This window comes from Dyadobacter sp. 676, assembly GCF_040448675.1.
Lineage (GTDB): Bacteria > Bacteroidota > Bacteroidia > Cytophagales > Spirosomataceae > Dyadobacter.
The window spans coordinates 5,732,040-5,757,207 of record NZ_CP159289.1 but is presented as its reverse complement, the minus strand read 5'-3'; the positions used below and the strand labels follow the sequence as shown (position 1 = coordinate 5,757,207).

Here is a 25,168-nt window from a genome sequence, read left to right as displayed (position 1 = left end):
CACCCATACACTATTCCGCAAACCCCCGCATATATGGCACGTTGGGTGGTCTTTCGCCGGTACTGAATTGCGCAGTCCGTGTGGAGCGGTAGGTCATATTCATGTAGGGCGTCTCGATCCGGCGTCCGATGGCGGAGTAACGGCCGTTCTCCCAGTTCGATTCCATATTATAGGCTACAATCCCGGTGGAAAGGAGCAGTCGCTCGGCGTTGAATGGCTCCCTTCCGGTTACCATCATCTCGGTGATCCAATGCGGCTGCGAGTTGGAGGCGTGATACTGCGAAAACGGGCCCGGCCAGCCAAGCATGGAAATAACCACCGGCTCCCCGCGCCCTTCGATTTCTCCGGCATAGGTCCACCCGACACCCTGGCCCGAAAATACCGCCGCTTTGGTGCCGTCGTTGTACTCTACAATGCAGACGTTGGGTTTGGCGATCTCCTGAAAATGCCCTGGTTTCAATTCAAAATTAACACGTATGGATTCAAGCAGCCTGGCCGCCCAGGGATTACGTTCGGTCCATTTCCAGGTTTCGGACCCGCGGATACATTGCACAGCCTTGACGCCCGTCTCACCGCCCCGCCGACGCTCCACAAACGCTTGCAGCACATCGACGCAGTGAAAAAGGGCACCCTCGTCGGCAGCGCCTCCCACCACGACCGACGTCTGGACGGGCGTATCGATATCGAGCTCGATCTCGGGCTTGCGGAAGTAGGTCGGTATGGAAGAGCCGCCGGTCAGGGGAAAATCCAGCTCGCGGGACTTATCAAACATCCATTTGGCTTCATCCCAGCTAATGGAAAGGTGCTTGTCGTTAAAAATAGGTACCGAGCGCTTGCTTTGCTCGAAAACCTTGATTACCTGCTGGTAAATCCACCAGCGCGGCAGCATCCATTGCCCTTTGAGATTGGTAGGGTATTCGCCATGCTCCCCGACTATGACGACGCCGTCCACGGCAAGTTCTTTCCCTCCGAGCGAAACCGCCTCACCGACAGTCCTGAAAATCGGGATGTTCCTGGCCTTGCAGATTTTCTGTCCGAGCAAACTGGTTTCAAACTGATGAATGTAAACGGACACCACATCCACCCGCGAAGGAGTGTGCGCGCCCTGCCACCAATAGCCGTCGAGCAGTTTGGTGATGATCCAGTCGGCATGCGACCGGGTAGCGCCCCAATAAGTAACGAGACAGGCAATGCGCGGCCTTTGTTGCGCGGTTTGCGGGACAGCGCCGGTTGCGCTGCCCGCCAAAGCGGCCAGGCCGGCCATCCCGGTCATTCCGAGCATTTCACGGCGTGTCAGGAACGCGCCCGAATCCCCGGCTCGGGCCGCTGGACGTGGACCCGCCGCCCTTTTTGCTCCTTCGGTTTGTTGCTTTACGTTCATTTTGAAGCTCAGTGATTAGGAATAGTTCGTTGCGCCGCCGGATAATTCCTCCGGCTGTTTTCGGTTGTTTTAACTCCTATTAGTAAGCATAGGAGTTTTGCCAGATACTTGCCTTGCATTTGTTTTTTGCAATTAAATCTAAAGAGCTCCAATCCCTGCGCATCATTGTTCACTGCTTGTCCCTCTGAACCCTCGTCCTGAAATCGTCGGTGCCATGGCGTACGACGCGGCATTGTAATTGGCGGCGTTCAATACGGTTTGTCCTTGCGTAGAATGGCCGAGAAAAACTGCCTGATGTCTTCAACCAGCAAATCGGGGACTTCCATGGCCGGAAAATGGCATCCGCTGTCATAAAAAGACCATCTGTCGGGTTCGCCCATCAGCGAAGCCAGTTTTTTCAACAGGGTTTCATCTTCTTTTTTACCAAAACAGGCGATTGCCGAGGGGACTTTCGGACCTGCCCATTGATTGGCTTCCTGTGCATTGCCGCCGCCCCAGTCGAATGCCATGCTCATATTTTCGGAGAGGATTGCTGCGCTGGATGCTCCCAGTTGGTTGAACCAGTATAACGATACATTCGTCAGCATTTGGTCCATACCGATGGCGTCTTCCGGCAGCTCTTTGGCCTCGTCGGTCCATTCTTTATATTTTTCAGCCATCCACGCCAGTTGTCCCACCGGGCTGTCCGACAAGGCGGTTCCGATCGTTTGCGGCCTGGTCGCCTGTATTTCCAAATAGGCCGTTCCGTCTTTTTGATACCGCTTCATCCGTTCCAGTCCGAGATTTTCCTCGTCGGTGAAAGATGAACGGTCGGAGGGGAACATGCCTAGCCCGGCGACCGCGAAAAAATCCGAATTGATATGGGTACCTATTAATCTATGCGCAGCGATTCCCGACATGATGCCCGCTACACCGGCGCCCATGTCGCCTCCGTGTACGGCGAATCGCTCGTAGCCCAGCCTGTCCATCAGGGTCGCGAATGTGGCGGCAATTCTGAACATATTATACCCTTTCTCCTTAACGGGCACCGAAAACCCAAAGCCCGGAATGGAAGGGATAACCAGGTCGAACGCCACCTGGCCGGATTCCTGCGGGTTAGAAAGCGGCCCGATAACCCGGGTGAAATCCGCAAACGATCCCGGCCAGCCGTGAATCAGCATCAGCGGGACTGCATTTGCCCTGGGCGATCGGATATGCAGAAAGTGGATGTCCTGCCCATCAATCCCCGTAATAAAATGCGGATATCGGTTTAGGTCCGCCTCCTGTTTTTTCCAGTCGAACTGATTGAGCCAATAGTCGGCGGTATTCTTCAGATAACCGACCGGAACGCCCTTTTCCCATCCGCTTTGCGTTGGGTTCCAGCGGGCATTGGCAAGCCTTTGTCTGAGATAATCGATATCACTGTCGGGAATTTCAATCCGGAATGGTCGCATGGTTATCAAATGTTTGAATGTGAACATTACAAAATTCGGTACCATGCCTCCGGCGGGCGATAACAATTGTTAATAAATGCTACCTCCTGTTCCTGATCCTGCTCAAAGAAACGGAAGTAACTCCGAGGAAAGATGCAATATAATGCTGGGGTACCCTTTGAAGGATCTCCGGGCGCTGTTCGAGCAACTCCCTGTACCTTTCCTCGGGGCTGTTTTTGATCCTTGAAAGAAACAGCTTTTCGACGTACAGCAAGCGTTGGAGGGTTTGCTCTTCCAGCGCCTCCCGGATCAATGGCGAAGCCTCCATGATCCCGAAATAATCCTTTTTGGTGAGTGTGTGCACGACGCAGGGTTCAAGGCTCTCGATCGCGTAAAGGCTAGGCTGGTTGTAACGGAAACTTTCGGCCGAGGAAACGCCTTCTCCTTCAAAGAAAAACTGGAAGGTAATATCCTTGCCATCCTTGTTGAAAGAAAGCCTGAGACACCCTTTTTCGATAAAGTAAACTTTTCGGGCAATCTCCCCTTCCCCAAGCAGTACCGTTTTCGCAGGAATTTCCTCCCGCATGAACAGGTGGCTGAATTTCCCCCATTCAGCCTGTATGTGTGGGTCTGCCATGAATTTTTGAGAATATTAGTATTAGCCGCCTCGCCTGCCTCCGGCAATTTCCGATACTACCGGAATTATTCGGGTAGCGTCGGTGAAAAATACATCTTTTTTCCCTGAATGTGGCCCGCAAATTCAGAGTGCTTGATTGACATACAAATTAATTATACATTATCGTCCATATCCCTGTCAGGAAAAATTTTACACCCGTTTGTCAGCAGTACTTGCAACACGGGAACCGCCTTACCGGGCACTTTGTCTCCAATCAACCGTTCTTGTTATGATTCTCTCTAAGAACCTGACACTTTTCCTGTTATCCATCCTGGCGCTAGCCTGTTCCGCCGACCGGGACAAGCTTGGAAGGCCGGTCGAAGGTACCGGCAATGCGCTGGCAGACTTTCCGCATTGGTGGAACTACCATTCCAAAAACATCAAATTTTACAAACATTTCACGCCGTTCGATACGGACGCACGTGTGATCCCGCTCGACTCTTTCATGCAAAAATACAGCACGGGCGAATATGCCGTTTTGAAGTACACCCTGGGTGATACGGCCATTCAATACAAGCTCAAAAAGATCGACAGCAATATGAATGAAACTATCCGGAACCAGCTTCGCGCAACCGCTTACAGCGATTACAGAGATTTTCTCAGAGTCGGGAAGCCCCTCAGCGGGTTTGGATACAAATCTATCGACGGCCGGGTTTTCGACACCGCGACCACCAAAGGCAAATTCGTGGTCATGAAGTTCTGGTTTATCGGATGCCTGCCCTGTATTGCGGAAATGCCCGGGCTGAATGCGATCGTGGCAAGCAACCGGGCGCGAAAAGATGTGCTGTTCGTGAGCGTCGCGATGGACCCGCAGGGCGCGTTGGAGAAATTTCTTCAAAAAAGAAAATTCGATTATGCGGTGGTAGCCGATAAAAAGAGTTACCTGAACGATACCTTGAACATCAACAGCTACCCGACACACATGCTTATCGACAAAAGTGGCCGTGTGGCCGGGGTGTGCAACCACGTGGACGATCTGAAAGAAATATTAGCCGCACATTCCATCGCGAACTGACGGCCTGCCAGGCGAAAACCGACGGCATTCAGTCTTCGGCACCTGGCCTGTGTTGTTCTTGTACCGTCAATGGTTTTTATGGGCCGGGTTGACCGGCTTGCCGAGCACATCCAGCGCGGCCCTGAACCCCTGGGCTAGCGTTGTTGCCGCACCTTTGCCATAGTAATGCAGGAAAATCATCCGTGGGGAATCGCCCAGCATATGGTTATGCAATGCTACCACTTCCAGGCCATGTCCGCGGAGCACCTTAATTACGCTATTCACTTCCCCTTCAAGCATGGCAATGTCCCCGGCAATGTGGGCCTTGTCGATCGTGCCGGCAAAACTCGCCCAGGAATTCAACCCTATCGCGGCGGTCATTTCTGCGCCCATCGCCATAACCGTCAGGTCGTCGCGTCCCACGGTATATTTGTAGGCCGGGCCGTTTACCGTGCCGGTATATTTGACAATCGCATCCAGCTCTGAAAGGTTAAACAGCTCCTTCGCCGTTACGGCAGGTGGGGCGGAAACGACTGGCTGGTTAGCAGGCGAAATCCTGGCATTGCGGATCGTTTCCGCAAATTTTCGAGCCAATTGCTCCGGTGTCCCCATCCCGTGCAGGTGCATGTAAAATATACGTGGCTGCTCGTAGAAGAAATGGTTATGGATCGCCCCTATTTCAAGCCCATTTTCATGTGCGGCTGAAATAAGCGGGTTTACTTCTTCCTCCAAAAGTACCGTATCGCTCATCAAAACGGCCGACTTGCCATCCACCGTTTTCTTAACGGACGCCCAGCCGCCAAAACCGAACGGAATCGGCACGGCCTCTCCTTTAATCGTGACTTTCAGATCGTTCCTTGGAAGCGGCGTGGTATGGACGGCCTGACCTTCATTGTAGGTTCCCTTCCTGCCCATTGCGCTTTCGATGGCGGCGATTTCCTCAGGGGTCAACGGCGGGGTTTGGGCCGGGGCATTGGCTGCAGGGGAAACGGCAACCCCTGCCCATTCCGCAGCTGCAAAAGCGGAGCTTGTTTTCAGCCAGCTCCTTCTGGAAAAAAGTGTATCGGTCATCATCGGTCGGTTGGGTCTGGTTCGTCAAAGGTAAGTTGCAATCTACCACATACCGTACTAAAAAAATAGAATGAAAATTACGATTTGTACGGATTTTACTTTCGGAAGAATACTTGCAGAACACAGCACTCAAAGCGGCCGCATAACAGCCGATGGTTTACGTTCGGGAATGCTGATTGCAATCCCGATTTCGCCACCCGCCTTGCCGCCGTGCCGGGAAGTTGCCATTTTGGGCCGCAAGCATAAATGCCGCCGAACTGCCTATCCAGACCGAATAGTCCAGGGGTGCTTTTATTCCCAGCGAAATACTCATCGCCAATGCAAAAATCAGTAAGAGGATTCCCGTGGCAATCGCCGCTATTTTCGTCTTGAAACCTGAAATCAGCATCACAGACAATATAATTTCCAGGGAAGTAGCAGCGTATGCGGAGAATTTGCTCAAAATTTCAGGGAGGAAAAAGGTGAGCTGCGCCGTATATTTTTCAAAATTCTGCCAGTTGCCCCAGCTCGCGTTATCGCCCCAGAGGCCAAGCCTGTCGGCTACCGCCGAAAGCATCGTCGCCGCGATGGCAATCCTTGAAAAAAGCTGAGGGGAGTACGCCATTTTACCGGTCATCGTTTTATCGGATGTTAACAGCGCAAAATAGCGGGCGAAAGATGTGAAAAAACTTAAACCAGTTTAAGAAACTGCACATTTATAGTCCGGCCGCCAGCTGTGAGCGGGCCTCCGTAGCCAGGGGGGGCGAAGTTTGGAAAATCGGTGAACCCGGTTTCGCCATTCCTGGTGTAATAGACCGAACGGTCTGCCACCGTCAAAGGCCAATTGTTCCTGAGCCGGGCAACCAGATCGGGATTACCTATAAAAGGACGCCCGAAGGCGATCAGGTCCACCATGCCGGTAGCCAATGCACGCTCAGCCGTTTCCTTGTCAAAACTGCCGCACCAGATAATTGCTCCACGGAATTCATCGCGAACCTTTTTGACAAAATAGTCGGGAAGGTTCGTCTCTTCGAATTTGGTTACTTCTTCCATATTTCCGGCCGGCATAAGCTGGTAAAGAAGATGGAGGTATGCAATGCCTCGGCGGTCCAATTCCCCGGACAAGTAGAAGAACGTTTCCCCGGCGTGCGGGTCCGCCGGGATGCTGTTATAATGCCCGAAAGGCGAAAGTCTGACCCCGATTTTGTCCGCACCCAATATCTCGCCCGCGATGTCGACGACTTCAAGCAGAAAACGGGTTCGGTTTTCCAGGGTCTGCCCGCCGTAGCGGTCGGTACGTGTATTAAGCGTCGAATTCATGAATTGCTCGAACAGATAGCCGTTGGCCGCGTGCAGTTCGATTCCGTCGAATCCAGCCTCGGCGGCATTCTGAAACGCCCATCTGAAATCTTCCAGCAATGCAGGTATCTCGTCCGTCCCGATTTGCCGGGGCTTACTGGCTGGCACAAACGTTAACCTGCCGTCGCTGCCGTGCGCGAACACGTCGGAGCCGGTAGCCTGTTCCCCGGTAACACCCCAGGGCTGCTGGCCATCCGGCATCAGCGAAACATGTGACATTCGTCCCACATGCCATATTTGTAAAAAAGATCTTACCGCCATTCCGGTGAACGGCATCCGTCACCAATTTCCATCCCTGAACCTGCTCGTCCGTATAAACGCCCGGCGTCCATAAATAGCCCTTGCTATGGGGGGGCGACGTCGGTGGCTTCCGCGATAATCAGCCCGGCGCTGGCGCGCTGCCCGTAATATTTCGCCATTAGCTCATTCGGCACATCCCCGGGCGAGGTACGGGTCCTCGTCATTGGTGCCATCACAATCCGGTTTGATAATTGTTGTCCGCCCAGGTCGAAGGGAGCGAATAAAGATGTACTTTTCATTGTAATTCGTTATTTAAACCCGTGGTTTTTCGAACAAATTACAGACCTATTTTATCTATGCTACAAGAACTTACCTCGATGTTCGCAACTGCATTGAAGGTTTGCATTGTTCAGTATCACCGGTTTACCGAATGAAAAAAAATTGATTAAATTTTACCGGTATTAGCATATCCACCTCGAAACAGTAGAAATTGGCATATAACAGAACAACCCGGAAAGAATGGGAAAAAGCGCCGGCCGCCTGCTCGATTGAATTGGCCCTGGCCACCATCAGCGGCAAGTGGATAATGAGGATATACGGCCTCCTCCGCGATCGCGAATCGGTACGATATTGTGACATTAACAACCAGCTGGAGAATATTTCGGAGAAGACGCTCACCGCTCAGCTACGTAAAATGGAACAGGACGGAATCGTCACGCGGATGGTTTATCCCGAGGTACCGCCTCGTGTAGAATACCGGTTAACCCCGCTGGGCCAATCGCTTCACGCCGTTTACGACGCATTGATCAATTGGGGCGAGCATTATGCAGAAAGTAAAAAAGCAAAAAAAGCTGGCTGAAAACCTCCAGGGAATGATGCCAGGCGAAACTCACCGCGTTGGTTAACTTAACAATTCATTAATTTACGAATTGATTTTTACCGGTTGTGAAAAGCTACATTTGAACGGTTGTAAATTCCTTTGCCGCATCGAGCCATCCGGGATTTCCTGCTACCGATTATTCCTTATCCTCTGCGCAACCATGATAAAAAATTTGAGTTTCGGGCTCTGCCTGCTGCTGAGCTGTATTTTTGGTTTCGGCTGTAAGAAAAATGCCGGTTCCCCGCGGCAGTCGGAGGAGGCGGCCGTTTATAAGGAACTTTCCTCGAAACGCATCGGCCTGCCCAATGGCTGGTCGCTGACGCCCGTGGGGAGAAGCCTGGATCTGGATGATCTGCCCCTGAACCTGGTGGTTTCTCCATCAAAAAAATACCTGGCTGTAACCAACAACGGACAAAGCACGCAGAGCATTACCCTGATCGACGCGGCGACGGAAAAAGTGCTGGATACGGCCACAGTTGCCAAATCATACCTGGGCCTTGCATTCAGCCAGGATGAACGAACGTTGTATGCGTCCGGCGGAAACGACAACAAAATTTTGGTATTCAAAATTGAAAGCGGGCAGCTTGTACCCTCCGAGCCGATCGTGTTGGGGAAACCGTGGCCCGTTAAAATTTCCCCCGCCGGAATAGCCGTGGACGACGCGCAGCACAGGATTTATGTGGTGACCAAGGAAGACTGCTCGCTTTATGTTTGTGATATCCGGACGAAAAAAGCGACTTCAAAGCTCAATTTGGGTGCCGCCGCTTACACCTGCCTGCTTTCGCGCGACGGCAAGGAGCTGTATGTTTCGCTCTGGGGCGGTTCCCGGGTGGCGGTTGTGAATACCGAAACATTGAAAATTTCAGCCGAAATTGCCACCAACAAAAACCCCAACGACCTGCTGCTGACCAGGGACGGCAAGTTTTTATATGTCGCAAATGGCAACGATAACACCGTAGCGCTCATCGACCTGGACAAAAGGCAGGTTTCCGAGACATTAACCGCGTCGCTTTTCCCGAATGCGCCGGTAGGCACGACGCCCAACGGGTTGGCGCTCAGCGAAGATGAAAAAACGCTGTACATCGCCAACGCCGATAATAACTGCCTGGCGGTATTTGATGTAGAAACCAAAGGACGCAGCCATTCCGTCGGATTTATCCCGACAGGCTGGTACCCGACGGCGGTAAAAACGATCGGCCCTAAGATATTCGTTACCAACGGAAAAGGCTTTTCGTCCAGGGCGAACCCCAAAGGCCCGAACCCGAATCTTTCGAAGGTTCCGCAGCAGGTGGGGCCGAACCCGCAGGCCTATACGGGCAGGGAACAGTACATTGGCGGGTTGTTCAAAGGCACATTGTCGATTATCGATGTACCGTCGGCCCAAATGCTGTCGGCATATTCCCGGGTCGTTTACGCCAATACACCTTATACCAAAAATAAGGAGCTTCATGCTGAAGGCGAGGCCGGGAATCCCATCCCAATGAAAGTAGGCGACAAGTCACCGATCAAATATGTGTTCTACATCATCAAGGAAAACCGTACTTATGACCAGGTACTCGGGGATATGAAGGAAGGGAACGGCGACAGTTCGCTTTGTTTGTTTCCCGAAAAAATCACGCCGAATCAGCACGCGCTCGCCCGTGAATTTGTGTTGCTAGATAACTTTTATGTCGACGCCGAAGTGAGCGCCGACGGACATAACTGGTCGTCGGCGGCCTATGCCAACGATTACGTGGAAAAGAACTGGGTCACCAGCTACGGAGGCCGCGGAGGTACTTACGACTATGAAGGCCAAAAAGAAATAGCCCACCCCCGCGATGGATTCATATGGGACCACGCATTGCGCGCAGGCGTGACGTTCCGTAGCTATGGATGGTTCGCCGATGAAGGAAAAGCAAATATCAAAACCCTGGAAGGCAAGTACTGTCCGACATTCAAAGGTTACGACCTCGGCTACAAGGACATCGACAGGGAAGCCGCCTGGGAGAAGGATTTCGATCGGCTGGTGGCATCGGGCACTCTCCCGAGACTGAACACGATTCGTTTTGGCAACGATCATACCTCGGGCGCCAGCGTCGGAAAAGCGACGCCATTTGCCGCGGTTGCCGATAACGACCTGGCCGTGGGACGCTTTGTGGAGCACCTTTCCAAAAGCAAGGTATGGAACGAATCAGTGGTGTTTATCCTGGAAGACGACGCTCAGAATGGCCCGGACCATGTAGATGCACACCGCTCCATTGCATTCGTTGCCGGCGGTTTCGTAAAACGCGGCTTTGCCGACCACACAATGTACTCCACCTCGGGAATGCTCCGTACCATCGAACTGATATTGGGGCTGAAACCGATGAGCCAGTACGATGCGGCTGCCACGCCGATGTGGAGATGTTTCAACAATAAGCCTAATCCTGCCGCATTTACCTCCCGGAAACCGGGTGTAGACCTTGATCAGAAGAATATGGCCGTCAATACAAATTCCCGCCGCTCCGATCAGTTCGATCTTTCCGTACCCGACGCGATCGACGATCTGGTTTTCAGCGAAATCGTATGGCAAACCGTGCGCGGGGAGAAAAGCGTAATGCCCGCTCCCCGGCGTGGCGCTTTCGTCAGGCTTGAAAAAGGAGAAGAAGAGGATGAGGAATTCGATCAGGATTGAAATGCCTTTCGCTCCCGCTTGCCAAAGGCGAAACTAGTCAGGCCGACGGAACAGATCCGGAACTGGCCACTACCGGTTTTTGCCCGTGCCGGAAAGCGACGGCAGGCCGGCGCATGCACATAAGCAGCCGGCAGTGTCAGTTGCACTCCGACGGCTTTCGTTTAGGCCTCAACGTAATTATACCTACGTCCGGCTACGCTATTCCCTGTTGCTCAATTTCTTCCGGCGGACGGCATATGGCCAAGGTATTTTCGAAAAGCGCGCTTTCAAATTTCCGTAATCCCGACCCGACAATAGCCCAAGTGGCCGGTTACCGAGTATATGTTCTGTCATCTACTGAACGCGAGCTTTTTATGCCTCGAAGCATTTACCGGTAGACAGGACAATTAACCGTTACCCAATCAATCATATGTGTTCTTTTTTCAAATTTCGCGAGGTGGCATTATTCAAATGGATAGTCTTTATTTCGGCTATCAGCCTCGCCAGCTCGGCGACAGCCCAGGTTGTACGAGGAAAAGTTACCTCAAAAGAGGATGGTACAGCGATGCCCGGTGTCAATATCCTTATCAAAGGAACGCAAACGGGGACGTCGTCGGACGCCTCGGGCGCGTATTCGATCGAGGTAGGACCGGGAAATCCGACGCTGGTTTTCTCGTTCGTAGGTTATCAGCAGCAGGAAGTTCAGGTGGACAACCGGAGCGTCATCGACGTAGCGATTGTCCCCAGCGCGGAGAACCTGAAAGAGGTGGTTGTGACAGCTCTTGGCATCAGCCGGGACTCGAAACAATTGGCTTATTCGGTGAGTAACATCAAAAACGACGATATTGTACGTGCCGGCAACCCGAACCTGATGAAATCCCTCGACGGGAAAGTTTCAGGGGTGAACCTCACCAGCCTGAGCAGCGACCCGACCTCTTCGGTGCTCGTCAATATCCGTGGAACGACGGCCATGCCGACTACCGGCGACGGCGGGGCCAATGTGGCTATCAAAGGGCAGCCGTTGTACGTGATCGACGGGATACCGGTAGGAAACCAGACGTTCACAGCCAAAGACGGCGTCGATTTCGGTAACATCCTTTCGCAACTGAACCCCAACGACATTGCCTCGATTACGATCCTGAAAGGCGGCAGCGCCGGTGCACTCTATGGTGCCGAAGGTGGTAACGGTGTGGTGATGATTACGACCAAATCGGGCAAAGGTGCCAAAAAAGGCCTCGGCGTTTCTTTCTCGACGATGGCGACGGTGGAAAAACCTTATCAGTTTATCGACAGCCAGATGGAGTTCGGGCAGGGTGAGCGCGCCTATGAATGGCAGTACGACAACACCGATACCTGGGGACCGAAACTGGACGGCAGTTTCGTCTCCGATTACTGGGATGTGAAATCCAAAAGCTGGAAGAACGGGCCGATGGTTTCCTCGCGCGAAAACCGCGTAAAGGCGTACCTGCGCTCGGGCAGCACCTTCTCCAACAACGTGGCCGTGACGGGCAACTACGACAAAGGCTCATTCCGCCTGTCGCTGTCCAATATGACCAATCATGGCGTAATGCCCAATACGAAGACCCAGCAGAAATCGGTGGATTTCAACTCGCAATACAATATCACCAACCGCCTGTCGGTAACAGTAAGTGCCCGGTATATCAACACATTCAACCCGAACAAGGCCAATACCACCGGCTCGAACAGCGTACTCAACAGCCTCCTGTTCAATATGCCGAGCAACCTCCAACCGCTGTCGGACATGAAAAGCTACTGGCTCGATGGCTTCGAAGGGTCGTTACAAAACGGCGCCATCATGAAGGACGACGGCATTTCCGTAGCTGAAAACAACCCGTGGTGGACGACCTATGAGAAGATCCACCGTTTCGGCCGTGATAACTACTTCGGGAAATTGCAGCTGAACTGGCAATTCAATGATCACCTTTCGCTATTGCTGCGTACCGGCATGGAGAATGTCAAAGAGAATTACGAGCTACGCAAATCATGGGGCGAGAAAGGCGACCCTTACGGTCAATATGTACAGGGGACCAACAGCAGCGTGGAGGCCAACACCGATGCGATCCTGACTTACACCAGGGATTTTGGAAAGCTGTCGCTAACCCTGGCAGGCGGCGGAAATTACCGCTATACCAATTCCAGCAACATGGAAATCACGGGCAACGACCTGAACTCGCCCTCGCTGTTCACCCTGGCCAATATCAAGGCTGGAACGATGACCGTTGCCGGCGATCCGTTCCTGACCAGCAAGTCGATCAGCGCTTACGGGACCGCCACCTTCGGCTGGGATGAAAAACTGTTCCTCGACGTAACCGGCCGCAACGACTGGAAAGGAATCCTGGCGGAAGAAAAGATCCATTACTTCTATCCGTCGGCTTCGTTGAGCTGGCTGGCTTCGGAGACATTCAAATTGCCAGAGTCATTCAACCTGCTCAAATTCCGCCTCGGTCTGGCCGATGTAGGTAACGGTCTGACCAGGCAGCGTTCGATCGACACCTATTCCTACGACCCCAGTCCATGGGGCGCGATCAACACCGTCAGCCTGAAAGCAAGCATCGTCGACCCGAATATCAAAGCACAGCACTCCGTTACCCAGGAAGCCGGGATCGACCTCTGGTTGCTGCAAAACAAGATCAAATTCGACTTCACTTATTTTGTCAAAACCCAAAAGAACCAGATCGACAACATCCCGCTGGTGCAGGGAACCGGGTATACCGGCCTTTTGACCAATATCGGCGACGTGCAGAGCAAAGGTTTCGAATGGGGATTGAACCTGACGCCCGTCCGGACGAAAGACTTCACATGGGATGTTTCTGCCAGCTTCACCCATTACAAGGCCACGATCACGCGCCTGTCGGACAACTTCGCACCCAATGGCTACGTATTCGCCAGTTATGACGGTAAAACCAAAGTAAAAATCGCGAAAGGCGAGACGATCGGTAACATTTACGAAGAAAACCCGGTACTACGGGTGAAAACGGGCAAATATGCGGGAATGCCTTTGCTGGACAGCGAGCAGGGAAAAATCCAGGCGTCGTCCGACGAACGCGACCGGGGGCAGCTCGGCAACTTCAATCCCGACTTCATCCTTGGTTTGAACACGACCCTTCGCTACAAACAATTTACACTGAATATGGTGGGTAGCCTTCGCAAAGGTGGAAAATATGTGTCGGTGAACCAGCAGTACCTCGAATCGAACGGCCGGGCGACCTCGACCCTGGGCTCGGGCGACAATAATCCTTGGTGGGTAGGTGGCCGCGATGCCGAGCATGGCGGTTTGGTATGGCCTGCGGCGGGTGCCAGCCAATACGAGGCGATCAATGCAAACAACGACGGCAAACGCTCCGATTTTCAGGATGCCAGCTACGTGAAAGGCGTTTTTCTGAACCCGGCCTATGAAGGCGACCCGAAAGATGCGAAGGACTCGGACTACATCGTCAACGGCGCGGACCCGAACAATACATTCTACGACTTTCCCTACAACGGCTACGGCGACATTATCTGGAATTTCAGCGCGACCCGCACTTACGATGCCACCAACTTCAAAATGAGAGAGATCTCGCTGGCGTACACATTGCCGCCTGCGTTGACCCGCGCCTACAAGCTCAACAATGTAACGCTGGCCCTGGTGGGCAGGAACCTGTTTCAGTGGAACAAATCCGGCCGGCACGAAGACCCCGAGTCGGCATTTTCCGGTGTGGGGACCAGCCAGGGAATCCTTCGGGCAACATTGCCGAGCATCCGGTCCTACGGCTTCAAGCTGTCTCTTGATTTTTAACTACCCAATTCATTCAGAACTCCCATGAAATCGATTAAAATATTGGCAATAGCTGCCATCGCAGGACTTTTTGCTTGTTCGGATGACGAATTGCGGACTTATGATTCCATCCAGAAAAAGGACGCCGTGGAGTCGGTGAACGACCCCTACCTTTTGGCTTCCATTATCAAGAAAACCACGTTGTTTTACCAGAAAATGGGCTATGACACCCGCATTCTGCCGGGTGCCGTACAGCATATGGAAAGCAACTACCAGAGCGGCGATAACTTTTACAACGCGTTCCGGGCGCCCATGACCGACATGTATACAGCCATGGATATCCTGAAACTCGTCGACGGATCGATCGGGTTGGCCGAAACGCGCAACTCGAAAACGCACCAGGGTATTTTCCGGGTGTTCAGGGTGCTGTTGTTTTCGTTTATGACCGATTTTTACGGCGACATATATTATTCGCAAGCGCTCAAAGCGCGGGAGGGTATTCTTTACCCGAAATATGACAAGCAGGCGGATATTTACGCCGGCCTGCTCAAAGAACTGGATGATGCCAATGCACTGATGGATGCCGGCACGGAGCCCGTTTCGGAAAGCTATGACCTGATGTTCGGCGGCAATAAGGAAAAGTGGAAGAAATTTTCCAATTCCCTCAAACTGCGACTGACAATGCGCGCTTCGGCCAAGCTGCCCGACGCAGGTGCGCGTTTGTCGGCACTTGCGGCCGCGCCGTTGTTGTCCGACCCGACTGAAAACGCCTCTATTTCCTATATCGGCACGCTGGGCGGCGACAATGGGAATTCGTGGACGGGCGGACCGCTGAACTGGGGCACTATCGACAACTTCGACACCCGCAGGCCATGTAAAACATTGATAGACAAGCTCACCGAGCTAAACGATCCGCGGATGCAGATATGGTTCGCGCCGGTAGAAAAGCCCTGGACCAGCGACCCCGCCAGGAACGGCCAGAGCTTTACCACTACCGACCCGAACGGTTACACCTATACCTCTACCTGGGAATACATCGACCGCAAGAACAAGGACATCGCAGCGTACGCGACCAAGGATATATTGCTGGATTCCAATAAAGTATATGTAGGCTTTGTAGCCGGAATGCTGGCAGACTGGAAGAACGGAAACGGGCATTACGACGTAGCCGCCGGTGGTACGGTCGGAAATTTCAAGGTGTCGAAATTCTCGAAGCTGTTCCGTGAAAACAAGCACCCGCTGCTGAAAGCGCAGATCATGAACAGCGACGAAGTCCAGTTCATTCTCGCGGAAGCGGCGGCAAAAGGCCTGATCTCCGGAAGTGCCGACACCTATTACCGTAAAGGAATTTCCAACTCGCTGCTTCGCTGGGGGGTGAGCCAGGAAGCGGTGAACAAATACCTGGCGCAGCCGGGCGTTGCATTGCCTTCCGACAAGGCAGGACAGCTCGCCAAAATTGCCGATCAGAAATGGATAAGCCTGTTCCTGGTATCATCCGAAGCATACCTCGACCTGCGGCGGACGCGTTTGCCCGACATCTTCAAGAATGGCCGTCTTGGAGGCTTTCAGTTCCCTGAACGTTACCGTTATCCGGGCAACGAACTGGGCCAGAACAAGGAGGCTTACGACCTGGGCGTGGGGGGACTTTCACCCGCCGTCGACGACCAATATTCGAAAATGTGGCTGCTCATGTAGGGCGCCGGCAATATCCGGCGGACGGCATTTTTCCCGCAAACATACCGACCCGGACGCATCACAAAAAGACCGCCTCGAACCAGTTTTCGGGCGGTCTTTTTTGTGTGTCGAATCGCCCATCAGAAAACGAAGCCAGATTAATTCTTTTCGAATCACGAGGCAGTTTCGGCGAAGCATTTCAGAAAAACACGCCGTTCCGTTCATAAAATAATGGTTGACAGTGACATGTTTCAAAAGTATTTTGCTTAAAAATCCCGACATGTATGGAAAAGCAAAAGCGCTTTAAATTCTGGATCAAACTGGCAACTTTTTCGCTCGACATAATCAGCTTGATACGCATGGCATTATTCTGATCCGGGAGCATGCGATACGGCCTTTTATTGCCTTCACATTCGTCCAAACAGCCGTTTGGGATCGATCCGCACGAATCCGGCTTAATCAGGCCGCATTGTAACGGCGTGCATCAGAATTAATATCACCGGATTTGTCTTTCTTTTTCAAAAGGCATTTCTTTGTTGCCAAAGCCGGATTCTCCCGGCGATTTGCGAACGCCATTTATTTAGCAAGCATAAGTACAGCGCAATTACAGTTCCGGCATTTGACTAACCTAAACATTTCGTATGCTTTCAAATAAAGATTACTCTAAAATGACACTTGAAGAACTGGTGTCGGAAGAGAAAAAACTGAAAACGCAAAAAATTACAATCGCGGTGCTTATAGGCGTGGTAGTCGGTATTGCCGTTTACGCTGCAACACATAAAAGCTTTATCCTGCCTGTTATTTTGTTTATCGTTTCTTTTATGATTGGTCGCAGGAATTCGGAACATCTAAGAAATATTCAAGCGGAAATAAGCCGTAGGGATATCGGGTAACCGGACCCGGCAATTTCTCGAAAGAAATGTCTATTCGAAGTGCCTGAAAATCTGGTCCCCGATTAACCGGGTGAGTTCCGGGTCGGCCCGATCGAGTTTCCAGCCGCTTTTGGCGCAGCGAATAATGCCCAGGTTTTCATCGTTCAGCGTGACATCGGCTTCATAGCAAATACCCTCCGCACAAGTGGCGGCAATGGGCACGGCCTCTCCCTTGTAGGTTTTCCCATTAAATTCAAATTGAAGGGGAATCGGTTCCTTTTCCAGTTGATCGATAATGTCCCGGAGAAATTGTATCAGGTGTTTTCGCTGGGTCGGCGCTTTTGCACTCCATTTGTCCTTGTCGGCCCGTTTATGCGCCAGTTTGAATTTCAGGCCCGTCAGATCTGTCGAATAGGCGTTTGCGTCCAGTTTTACAACTTTTTGATGTGCAAGAATGTACCACTGGTATGCGGTACCAACCGGTACGCCGGAGTTCTTCGGGGCCTTTCCTACCCTGCGTTTGGTGACAGCGTAAGATATCTCCCACAAATCGGGCGTAATCTTCGTTTCCTTCCAGTCCCCTTCGTCGTAATGCCAGTGGTGGCCACGCCCGATTTGCATTCCGGTGTATTCCTTGCCATGATAGCTCTTGAACCGGTTATAACTTGCGGACAGGTCCTTCGACTTTCCATTTTTTGCCTTGTCCTCGGGAAGAACGGTAATTTCGTCTTCGTTCTCGCTGCTGATTTTCTTTGTCCTTGCCATGCTGTTTCAGTTTGGGATGAACATGCTTTGTGAAAAATCATCAGCCACAATAAACATACCAGCCCCGGGCAACTGTACATAATGCACACCAAGTCCTTCTCCTACCTGCAGGCGCGGGATTCGTACACGAAAAGCCTAGTTCCCGGGTAGCGCCATCGTTTTCGACCAAAAGTACGACAGGTTTTCAAAGTAAAACGACCATTTGCTAAAATCCTGAGGTTTGACCAGATAACCGTTCGCCTGTTTTGCAAACGACGCGGCCAGATCTTCCCGATGATCGGAATAACTGAAAACAATAATCGGGACACGCGCCAGACGATTAATGACGATAAACTTCCGGATTTCCTCCAATACGCTCAGCCCGTCTTCGCGGGTCGGCAGGTACAAATCAAGTAGGATCATGGCCGGCAACGGTTTCAGGCCTTTATATTGGTTATGCAGAAATTGTATTGTCTCATATTTGTCGGAAAGCCTTATAGCCTCTACATTGGGCATACGCTGTTTCAGGGCAAAATGTATCAGCCTGGAATGATCGTCGTTGTCCTCGATGATAAGGATACTCCTGGCTACCGGTGGCTTAAAGGAAGTAAGGAAGTGATCGGCGGAAAAGGTATTTAAAAAACAGATGTTGATTGCCCTGGCCATTGCCTGGTAATCCGTAGTTGTAACCGGTTTGACCATAAATGCATTCGCTCCCATCTCATACGCCTGGCTGATCAGACTGCTATTGGAGGTCGTTGAAAGGATCACGACGGGAATTGCCTGGTGGACCGGATCTTTTTTCATGGTATGAAGAACTTCCAGGCCACTTACCCTGGGCATGTTCATGTCCATCAGGACAAGGTCCGGCATGATGATATTCTTCCGAAGCATGTCCAGCAATCCACAACCGTCTTCGAGCAATACGATTTCCACATATGGTTCAAAATCCCGAAAGGCCTCCGTAATCAGCAAGCGATCGTCCTCGTCATCGTCGACAATAAAAATGGTCTTGCCTGTCGTCATTCTGTACACATGTTTTAAGTTCGATACTTCTTCTTTTGCCTGTTTTCAACTTTAAGAATCCGGGAACTTTACAGCTTCCCCTGGGTTTCACAAAAGCAGCCGAAAATTGAAAAAAAATGCATGCCAATTATCAAGGTCTACAATTCCCATTCAAATGGTTCCGGACAATGAACCGCTCATTAACGCGCTTTTCATGTCTATGCTGTTTTTACATCCAGGCATTTGTGATTTCCAGCCACGAATACCGATAAAACCGGAATAAGCTGCCTGGTCTTTGAAGCATATACCCTTCCCGAAAGCAAGTCGTTTTTCGAAGACCTTCTTCGATAAATACGACTACAAATTACCTGGTTACCAGAGCGATCCGGCATGCAGGCTATTTGATCGCCCGCCGATCCTGAAAGGGACTTAAACTCGACAGATATCCCGTCGGACTGCCGGCCGGCTAACAGTATAAACAGCGGTTTCCCGCTTTTCTAATAATATTAAACACAGATTTTCGCCGTGGAATTAATACCCCGGCATCCGGCGCACTTCACTTGTTGTAACGGCGAATTGTACGGATCGCGTCGTTGCTGTATACTGCGTGTGAGAAGATACCACCCTTTTTAATGTACTGCTGTGGGCGGCACAGACTTTGCAGAAATAGCTGCATTGCGGCAAATACTATCCTAAAAGGCTACATTTGTGACCTTACTTTGATTTCAACGGTAATTTAGTTACCCCCAATGAATATGTCCGATCAGGAAAATTCACACAATAAAAACCTGGATCCCGGCCACCTGCCGGTGCCAGTCGTCGCCATCGGTGGTTCGGCAGGCGGTCAAAAAGCGGTTATCGAGCTTTTGAAACATCTTCCCGCCGACACCGGTCTGGCTTATGTTTACATTCAGCACCTTGCGCCGGACCGGGAGAGCAAGCTCGACGAAATTCTCGCCCGGGTCACCTCGATGACCGTCATGCAGGCCAGCCCGCTGCTACCTGTCAAGCCCAATCATCTTTACATCATCCCGCCCAACAAGAGTATGGAGATCGTCGACGGTGTGCTGGTGCTGACGCAGCGAAAGCCGCGCCCTGATATCCATTTGCCCATCGACCAGTTTTTTATCTCCCTGGCCGAACGTCAGAAAGACGGCGCCATCGGGATCGTGTTGTCGGGCATGTCTTCGGACGGGACCATGGGCCTTAAAGCTATAAAGGTCGCGGGCGGAATTACCCTTGTGCAGGACGACAGCGCCGAATATCCCGCTATGCCCCAGTCGGCGATCAGCGAAAATGTGGTGGACATGGTCCTCTCACCGAAAGAAATGGCTGCGGAACTGGTCAAGCTCAGTCAGCGGGCGGCGGTTTTCCACCTGACTTCGGAAACGCGGGATATCGCCCAGAATGATTTTTCGGACGAAGACCTGGATAAAATCCTGGGATTTGTCAAAACGGCCGTCGGGGTTGACTTCCGTCATTACAAGAAGAACACTATCCGCAGGCGCATCATCCGCAGAATGCTCCTTTACAAACTCGACACGCTCGCCGACTATACCTATTATCTCAAAAAACATCCCGAGGAGGCAACGACCCTTTACAAAGACCTGCTTATCAATGTAACCAGTTTTTTCCGCGACGAAAAGACGATGGAACATCTGAAAAAACAGGTTTTGCCCTCGATCATCAGAAGCAAAGCCGCCAATGAGCCGATCCGGTTCTGGGTTGCCGGATGTTCTACCGGGCAGGAGGCTTATTCGTTGGCCATCCTGTTGATCGAGGTCCTGGGCGACCGCGCCTCCAGTGTCCCGGTACAGATATTTGCCACCGACCTCAGCGAACCGGCCATTGCGCGGGCGCGCCTGGGTATTTACACGAAAAGCGAAGTCAAGGAAGTGTCCGCACAGCGCCTCGAACGGTTTTTCACAGCAACAGAAGACCAGTTCAGGGTCAATAAGCCGATCCGGGACCTTTGCGTTTTTGCCCCGCACGATTTGTTGAGCGATCCGCCATTCTCGCGCCTTGACATGATCAGTTGCCGGAACCTGCTGATTTACCTGGACGACAGCCTGCAAAAAAGGGCTCTGGCGACATTTCACTATGCGCTGAACCCGGACGGAATACTCCTGTTGGGCAAATCGGAAGCCGTTGGCAGCTCCCCATCTCATTTTTCACAAATCGAAAAGGAATTCAAGGTATTTGTCCGGAAGAATACAACGTATGCCAGAATTCCGATGGATGTAAGCATCAAAAGGAGCAATCCGATTTTTGGTGCAAAAGCCACACAGAGTAAAGAACAAAACGTGCTCCAAACTACCGATATCGACAAGCTCGTAGACAGCTGGCTGTTGAATAACCACTTTCCGGCATGCGTGGTGGTGGACCAGGACCTTGAGATTCTGCATTTTCGGGGAGCTACGGGCATGTTCTTGGAGCCTTCACCCGGAAAGGCGAGCCTCAACCTTACCAAAATGGCGCGGGCGCCGCTGGTCTTCGAGCTGCGGAATACCATCCACAAAGCCCGGAAAAGTGATGCGCCTGTCACGAAGAACGGACTGGAATTGCCCGTCAACGGGACCATGCATTATGTTTCGATAAAAGCGGTCCCGCTGATAAAATCGGAAAAACAGCAGCTTTTTCTGATCCTTTTCGAAGAGATCGAAGAAAGCCAGTGGTTAAAAGCAGGTACGGTAGCGGATGTCGACAGGCGCAACCTGTTACTGGAAGCGGAGCTTACCGCGCTTAAACAGGATCTGCATTCGATCATCGAGGAGCAGGAGGCCAGCAACGAGGAACTTCAGTCGGCCAACGAGGAGATCATCAGCAGCAATGAGGAACTGCAAAGCATCAACGAAGAACTCGAAACCAGCAAGGAAGAAATCGAGTCGGCCAACGAGGAGCTGCAAACCATCAACCAGGAATTGCAGGTACGCAACGATCAGCTCACGGAGTCCTATGAGTATTCGGAGGCTATTCTTTCCACGATCAATGAGGCTACCCTGGTGCTCGACAACCAGCTTCGCGTCAAAAACGCGAACCGCGCATTCTACCGGATCTTCCAGTCCCCTTTCCAGGATGTCGAGGGCTCGTCGGTTTATGAACTGGCCGACCGCCAGCTGGACTTTACCGGTTTCCGCGAAATCATGCACGAAGTACTCAGCCGTGGAAATTCCATTAAGGGGTTTGAAGTGAAATTGCGGTTGGCCGCACAGGAGGAGCATTTCATGCTGGTCCATGCCCGGAAAATCTTACTCCACCGAAAGGAGACTGTCCTGCTTGTTTTCGAGGACATTACCGAGCATCGGCGGGCTCAGGACCTGTTCCGCGAGCGTCAGCAATGGTTTGAAGAGCTCGTCGACAATGCCAATGCATTCATATGGGTATCGTCAGCGGACGGTACGGTCAACTTTCTCAATAAGGCCTGGCTGGATTTTACCGGCCAATCGTTCGACAGAGGAAAAGGGCATAAGATTACCGAAAATATCCACACCGACGACCGGGAGCCTTATGATCGGATAAAGTCGGATAACGTTTCCGAAAAGAAATCTTACCAGGCGGAATACCGCCTTCGGCGTCGTGACGGGGAATACCGCTGGGTACTCGAAAGCGCCAAACCCATGTTTTCGCCAGATGGTGCTTTTACAGGCTACATCGGCACGTGTACCGACATCCATTTACAGAAGACGCTCACCGAACAGCTCAACAAGAATGTCGAAGAGCGGACCAGGCAATTGAAACAGGTGAACGCGAACCTGCAAGCGGTACTGGACAGTTCGCCGGCTTCAATCGGCTTTTTCAAACCGGTTCCGGCCTCGCATAACGCCCCGCAGGATTATATGCTCGCAGTCTGCAATCAAAAATTCAGCGACGCGTTCGGTATCCAGGTCGATCAGATCACCGGTCAGCTGATGTCCGGCCTTTATCAGAAACCGAATCAGCAGTGGATATTGGCCGCCGCGCTGGAAAAGCGTTCACAGTACAAGGAAATTTTTGACGAAGCCAGTCAGAGCTGGCTCGGTGTCTCGGTGAGCCATCACCCCGACGGCGTCGCTGTAACAGAGCTGGACACGACGGCGCTGAAAGAGGCCCTCCACCAGCAAAAGTCACTTGTCGAACAGCTCAAAGAATCATTTCAGATGATCGAATCGCTTTCGGTGTTGAAGGAATACATCAGGCACCGTGGCACCTTCCTGAGATCGGCATTCCACGATCTGAGGGGCAGTTTCGGGATCATTTCAGGGGCCGCTACCCTGCTGCAGGTAATGGACACTGAGGAAGACCGTGCCCAATCGCTTGCAATGATCCAGCGCAACCTGCAGAATATTACCTCCATGATGAACCAGCTATTGGATTATTCACGTCTGGAAGCGGGTGAAGAAAAGCTGGAAATTGATCAGTTCGATGTGTCCGTCCTGCTGAGCGAGCTATGCCAGGGGTCCGCCAAGATTGCCGCCGACAAGAAGCTCGGGTTTCATTTCGACGGACCTCGCCAGATCATCGTTCAGGGAGATATGGTGAAAGTAAGGCGCATCGCCCAGAATCTGATACTGAACGCGATCAAATACACCGGCGCGGGAGAAGTAAAGGTGACCTGGGGGCCGGTTGAGGCGTCGGTCGGCGGGCGCGATATGTGGAAACTGACTGTACAGGACACCGGCCCGGGCATTCCGGATATGCTCGTCGAAAACCTGTTTACAGACAGCAATGCAATGCCCGCTGACGCAGAGGCGCCCGGTCGGCCCGCAGGTGCTGTGCATACCAGTCAGAAGGGAGAAGGAATAGGCTTGTTTATTGTCAAGCGGCTGGTGGAGCTTTTGGAAGGGACGATCGAAGTGAAGACAGGAAATGGCGGCGGGACAAGGTTTGAAGTCTGGCTTCCCGCTTCCTACTAGCGACACGCTGGCATAGTTTTTCTGGTGTCTGCCAAAGTTCTAAAAATCAACAAATGACTCAGCAGGGCACCTCAGTTCACAAGCGTAAAGTTATCGTCATCGGATCTTCGGCGGGCGGTGTAAATGCCGTAAGGGAGCTTGCGGCCATGCTTCCGCGAAATTTTGAAGCAGCCATATTTGTAGTGCAGCATGTGCAATCGGAAACAAAAAGCTTTTTGCCGAAAATACTGTCGGACGCCGGACCGCTGAAAGCGACACACGCGATCAACGGCGAGCTGATTACCGATGGCCATATTTACGTTGCCCCGCCGGATCACCATATGCTGCTGGACGGATCGTGGATTATTATCAGCAAAGGCCCGAAAGAAAACAATTTCAGGCCTTCTATCGATGCGACAATGCGCTCGGCAGCCTACTGGTACGGACCCGATGTGATAGGCGTCATCCTGACCGGCAGGCTCAGCGACGGCACTTCCGGTCTATGGACCATCAAAGAAATGGGTGGTATTGCAATTGTGCAGGATCCGGCCGATGCGTCGTTTGCAAGTATGCCTGAAAGTGTATTGGCCGCAATGGAGGTGGATTATCAGGTCAAGCTCAGGGACCTGGGAGCGTTGCTGACTAATCTGGTACAATCGGATCGCGCCGGCAAGACCAGGGTATTCCCCGACAAGGACCGCCTTAAAACCGAAATAGCTATCGCAGCTCAAAAAAGCGCATTCGAAAACGGCATCATTCAAATGGGAGACGCAACAAACCTTACCTGTCCCGAGTGCGGTGGCTCGCTTGTGAGCATCCGGGAAGGCAGGTCGGTCAGATACCGCTGCCATACCGGACATAGTTTCTCGCGGTCGTCGCTGTGGCAGTCGATCGTTGAAATGACCGAAGCAGCGCTATGGCAGGCGGTTCGAAGGCTGGAAGAGGGTATCATCCTTGCCGAACAGGCAGCCTCTCAAATAGAGCACCAGGGCCAGCACCCCGAAGCGGAAGAGTACCACAGGAAAGCGAGGGAGCTCAGCGACAAGTCCAGGCGGCTCCTGGAACTGATCTATAATTGACCTTTACCGACGTAGAAACGGAACAACCGGTCGGCGTATATATCGCCAATATGATCAAAAACCTCTGTTATCCTCTATTTAAGCCGCTATTGGTATGACAAGCAAGGAACTCAATTCGCGTTTCAATATTTTGGTCGTGGACGACAACCGGGATATGCTGCTGATAACCAGTTCACTTTTGAAGATCTCGGGATTTCGAACCCAAACCTGCGAATCGGGGCCGCGGTGCATCGCCATGACGGAAGCGGAAGTTTTCGATGCGGTCATTCTTGATATTGAAATGTCCGATATGGATGGTTTTGCCGTTTGCGAACACATTCGGGCACAACCATGGGGAAAACTGCTTCCGATAATAGCCTACACCGGACATAAAGAAGATATATTTCAGAAGTATCCCGGCAAATCGGCTTTTACCAGGTTCCTTGCCAAGCCTGCCACCATCGAAGAACTTTCCAAAGCCATTCACGACGCCATTTCAGCTATGAAATAGGCAAGACTATGCCTGTCGACCCGCCAACCGGTCG

18 protein-coding genes are annotated in these 25,168 nt (G+C 52.0%); 9 read left to right on the top strand and 9 right to left on the bottom strand.

Annotation, left to right across the window (positions count from 1 at the left end):
* Positions 1–10 precede the first annotated feature (10 nt).
* The 3 genes from ABV298_RS25490 to ABV298_RS25480 all read right to left on the bottom strand — a co-directional run bounded on the left by ABV298_RS25490 (position 11) and on the right by ABV298_RS25480 (position 3,430).
* Positions 11–1,381 (bottom strand): hypothetical protein, encoded by a 1,371-nt coding sequence (locus ABV298_RS25490; protein ID WP_353718952.1) that lies wholly within the window; start codon positions 1,379–1,381, stop codon positions 11–13.
* Positions 1,382–1,629: 248 nt separating this feature from the next.
* Entirely contained in the window at positions 1,630–2,814 is a 1,185-nt protein-coding gene (locus tag ABV298_RS25485; RefSeq protein WP_353718951.1) for an epoxide hydrolase family protein, read from the bottom strand.
* A 79-nt stretch (positions 2,815–2,893) separates the two neighbouring features.
* The gene (locus ABV298_RS25480) at positions 2,894–3,430 is read right to left on the bottom strand and encodes a Crp/Fnr family transcriptional regulator (RefSeq protein WP_353718950.1); all 537 of its coding nucleotides are present in this window, start codon (positions 3,428–3,430) and stop codon (positions 2,894–2,896) included.
* A 268-nt stretch (positions 3,431–3,698) separates the two neighbouring features.
* Here ABV298_RS25480 and ABV298_RS25475 point away from each other — a divergent pair, with 268 nt between their 5' ends.
* Positions 3,699–4,484, top strand: a complete 786-nt coding sequence (locus ABV298_RS25475; protein WP_353718949.1) for a TlpA disulfide reductase family protein — start codon at positions 3,699–3,701, stop codon at positions 4,482–4,484.
* 66 nt (positions 4,485–4,550) lie between these two features.
* Here ABV298_RS25475 and ABV298_RS25470 read toward each other — a convergent pair whose 3' ends face one another.
* From ABV298_RS25470 to ABV298_RS25455, 4 genes are all read right to left on the bottom strand, one after another.
* Positions 4,551–5,534 (bottom strand): DUF1259 domain-containing protein, encoded by a 984-nt coding sequence (locus tag ABV298_RS25470; RefSeq protein WP_353718948.1) that lies wholly within the window; start codon positions 5,532–5,534, stop codon positions 4,551–4,553.
* Positions 5,535–5,691: 157 nt separating this feature from the next.
* The gene (locus tag ABV298_RS25465; protein WP_353718947.1) at positions 5,692–6,138 is read right to left on the bottom strand and encodes a DoxX family membrane protein; all 447 of its coding nucleotides are present in this window, start codon (positions 6,136–6,138) and stop codon (positions 5,692–5,694) included.
* Between the two features lie 65 nt (positions 6,139–6,203).
* The gene (locus tag ABV298_RS25460) at positions 6,204–7,133 is read right to left on the bottom strand and encodes an alkene reductase (protein ID WP_353718946.1); all 930 of its coding nucleotides are present in this window, start codon (positions 7,131–7,133) and stop codon (positions 6,204–6,206) included.
* 83 nt (positions 7,134–7,216) lie between these two features.
* Positions 7,217–7,411, bottom strand: a complete 195-nt coding sequence (locus ABV298_RS25455; RefSeq protein WP_353718945.1) for a hypothetical protein — start codon at positions 7,409–7,411, stop codon at positions 7,217–7,219.
* Positions 7,412–7,602: 191 nt separating this feature from the next.
* Here ABV298_RS25455 and ABV298_RS25450 point away from each other — a divergent pair, with 191 nt between their 5' ends.
* The 5 genes from ABV298_RS25450 (at position 7,603) to ABV298_RS25430 (ending at position 16,966) form a co-directional block, all read left to right on the top strand.
* Positions 7,603–7,971 carry a helix-turn-helix domain-containing protein gene (locus ABV298_RS25450; RefSeq protein ID WP_353718944.1) on the top strand — a complete coding sequence of 123 codons (369 nt, stop codon included), beginning with the start codon at positions 7,603–7,605 and terminating at the stop codon, positions 7,969–7,971.
* A 181-nt stretch (positions 7,972–8,152) separates the two neighbouring features.
* On the top strand, positions 8,153–10,645 hold the full coding sequence (locus ABV298_RS25445) for a beta-propeller fold lactonase family protein (RefSeq protein WP_353718943.1): 2,493 nt from the start codon (positions 8,153–8,155) through the stop codon (positions 10,643–10,645).
* 436 nt (positions 10,646–11,081) lie between these two features.
* A complete protein-coding gene (locus ABV298_RS25440) occupies positions 11,082–14,420 on the top strand; it encodes a SusC/RagA family TonB-linked outer membrane protein (RefSeq protein WP_353718942.1) in 3,339 nt (1,112 codons plus the stop codon).
* Positions 14,421–14,444: 24 nt separating this feature from the next.
* Positions 14,445–16,094 (top strand): SusD/RagB family nutrient-binding outer membrane lipoprotein, encoded by a 1,650-nt coding sequence (locus tag ABV298_RS25435; RefSeq protein ID WP_353718941.1) that lies wholly within the window; start codon positions 14,445–14,447, stop codon positions 16,092–16,094.
* 620 nt (positions 16,095–16,714) lie between these two features.
* Positions 16,715–16,966: a hypothetical protein gene (locus ABV298_RS25430; protein ID WP_353718940.1), complete on the top strand. Its 252-nt coding sequence runs from the start codon at positions 16,715–16,717 to the stop codon at positions 16,964–16,966.
* Between the two features lie 30 nt (positions 16,967–16,996).
* On the opposite strand, the gene ABV298_RS25425 is transcribed toward ABV298_RS25430, so the two are convergent.
* A complete protein-coding gene (locus tag ABV298_RS25425) occupies positions 16,997–17,710 on the bottom strand; it encodes a hypothetical protein (protein ID WP_353718939.1) in 714 nt (237 codons plus the stop codon).
* 135 nt (positions 17,711–17,845) lie between these two features.
* Positions 17,846–18,715 (bottom strand): response regulator, encoded by an 870-nt coding sequence (locus tag ABV298_RS25420; protein WP_353718938.1) that lies wholly within the window; start codon positions 18,713–18,715, stop codon positions 17,846–17,848.
* 734 nt (positions 18,716–19,449) lie between these two features.
* Here ABV298_RS25420 and ABV298_RS25415 point away from each other — a divergent pair.
* The 3 genes from ABV298_RS25415 (at position 19,450) to ABV298_RS25405 (ending at position 25,134) form a co-directional block, all read left to right on the top strand.
* Positions 19,450–23,586 carry a CheR family methyltransferase gene (locus ABV298_RS25415; protein ID WP_353718937.1) on the top strand — a complete coding sequence of 1,379 codons (4,137 nt, stop codon included), beginning with the start codon at positions 19,450–19,452 and terminating at the stop codon, positions 23,584–23,586.
* Between the two features lie 53 nt (positions 23,587–23,639).
* Entirely contained in the window at positions 23,640–24,644 is a 1,005-nt protein-coding gene (locus ABV298_RS25410) for a chemotaxis protein CheB (RefSeq protein WP_353718936.1), read from the top strand.
* Positions 24,645–24,738: 94 nt separating this feature from the next.
* Complete coding sequence (locus ABV298_RS25405) at positions 24,739–25,134, top strand: response regulator (RefSeq protein ID WP_353718935.1); 396 nt, start codon at positions 24,739–24,741, stop codon at positions 25,132–25,134.
* Positions 25,135–25,168 lie beyond the last annotated feature (34 nt).

Coding starts and splice junctions, on each gene's coding strand:
- ABV298_RS25490 (WP_353718952.1), bottom strand. CDS start 1,381: ATGAACGTAAAGCAACAAACCGAAGGAGCAAAAAGGGCGGCGGGTCCA.
- ABV298_RS25485 (WP_353718951.1), bottom strand. CDS start 2,814: ATGCGACCATTCCGGATTGAAATTCCCGACAGTGATATCGATTATCTC.
- ABV298_RS25480 (WP_353718950.1), bottom strand. CDS start 3,430: ATGGCAGACCCACACATACAGGCTGAATGGGGGAAATTCAGCCACCTG.
- ABV298_RS25475 (WP_353718949.1), top strand. CDS start 3,699: ATGATTCTCTCTAAGAACCTGACACTTTTCCTGTTATCCATCCTGGCG.
- ABV298_RS25470 (WP_353718948.1), bottom strand. CDS start 5,534: ATGACCGATACACTTTTTTCCAGAAGGAGCTGGCTGAAAACAAGCTCC.
- ABV298_RS25465 (WP_353718947.1), bottom strand. CDS start 6,138: ATGGCGTACTCCCCTCAGCTTTTTTCAAGGATTGCCATCGCGGCGACG.
- ABV298_RS25460 (WP_353718946.1), bottom strand. CDS start 7,133: ATGGCGGTAAGATCTTTTTTACAAATATGGCATGTGGGACGAATGTCA.
- ABV298_RS25455 (WP_353718945.1), bottom strand. CDS start 7,411: ATGAAAAGTACATCTTTATTCGCTCCCTTCGACCTGGGCGGACAACAA.
- ABV298_RS25445 (WP_353718943.1), top strand. CDS start 8,153: ATGATAAAAAATTTGAGTTTCGGGCTCTGCCTGCTGCTGAGCTGTATT.
- ABV298_RS25435 (WP_353718941.1), top strand. CDS start 14,445: ATGAAATCGATTAAAATATTGGCAATAGCTGCCATCGCAGGACTTTTT.
- ABV298_RS25430 (WP_353718940.1), top strand. CDS start 16,715: ATGCTTTCAAATAAAGATTACTCTAAAATGACACTTGAAGAACTGGTG.
- ABV298_RS25425 (WP_353718939.1), bottom strand. CDS start 17,710: ATGGCAAGGACAAAGAAAATCAGCAGCGAGAACGAAGACGAAATTACC.
- ABV298_RS25420 (WP_353718938.1), bottom strand. CDS start 18,715: ATGACGACAGGCAAGACCATTTTTATTGTCGACGATGACGAGGACGAT.
- ABV298_RS25415 (WP_353718937.1), top strand. CDS start 19,450: ATGTCCGATCAGGAAAATTCACACAATAAAAACCTGGATCCCGGCCAC.
- ABV298_RS25410 (WP_353718936.1), top strand. CDS start 23,640: ATGACTCAGCAGGGCACCTCAGTTCACAAGCGTAAAGTTATCGTCATC.
- ABV298_RS25405 (WP_353718935.1), top strand. CDS start 24,739: ATGACAAGCAAGGAACTCAATTCGCGTTTCAATATTTTGGTCGTGGAC.